The sequence below is a fragment of the Shinella daejeonensis genome (assembly GCF_024281235.1).
GTDB classification, from domain to species: domain Bacteria; phylum Pseudomonadota; class Alphaproteobacteria; order Rhizobiales; family Rhizobiaceae; genus Shinella; species Shinella daejeonensis.
The window spans coordinates 1-548 of the sequence record NZ_JAHWXY010000035.1 but is presented as its reverse complement, the minus strand read 5'-3'; the positions used below and the strand labels follow the sequence as shown (position 1 = coordinate 548).

The 548-nt window shown below is 63.3% G+C and carries 1 protein-coding gene; it reads left to right on the top strand.

The features are described 5' to 3' along the window. Positions 1–548, top strand: a 548-nt coding sequence (locus KYK29_RS22405) for a type IV secretory system conjugative DNA transfer family protein (RefSeq protein WP_254693080.1), incomplete at both ends; no start/stop codon positions are given.

Here is a 548-nt window from a genome sequence, read left to right as displayed (position 1 = left end):
TCGGGCGTGCTCTCCACCGCCATGTCGTTTCTCGGCCTCTACCGCGATCCCGTGGTGGCGCGGGTGACGGCGCGATGCGACTGGCGCATTGCCGATCTGGTCGGCAGCCGCCAGCCCGTCACGCTCTACCTTGTCGTGCCGCCGTCCGACATAAACCGCACAAAGCCGCTTATCCGCCTGATCCTCAACCAGATCGGCAGGCGGTTGACCGAGGAATTGACCACCTCCGGCAAGCGCCATCGGCTGCTATTGATGCTGGACGAGTTTCCGGCGCTCGGCCGGCTCGATTTCTTTGAATCGGCGCTCGCGTTCATGGCGGGCTACGGAATCAAAGGCTTCCTGATCGCGCAGAGCCTCAACCAGATCGAGCGCGCCTATGGCCCGAACAACGCGATCCTCGACAACTGCCACGTCCGCGTCAGCTTCGCCACGAACGACGAAAGGACGGCGAAGCGTGTTTCAGACGCATTAGGCACGGCGACCGAGCTGCGCGACTCCACCAACTACGCAGGGCACCGCCTAGCCCCGTGGTTAGGTCACTTGATGGT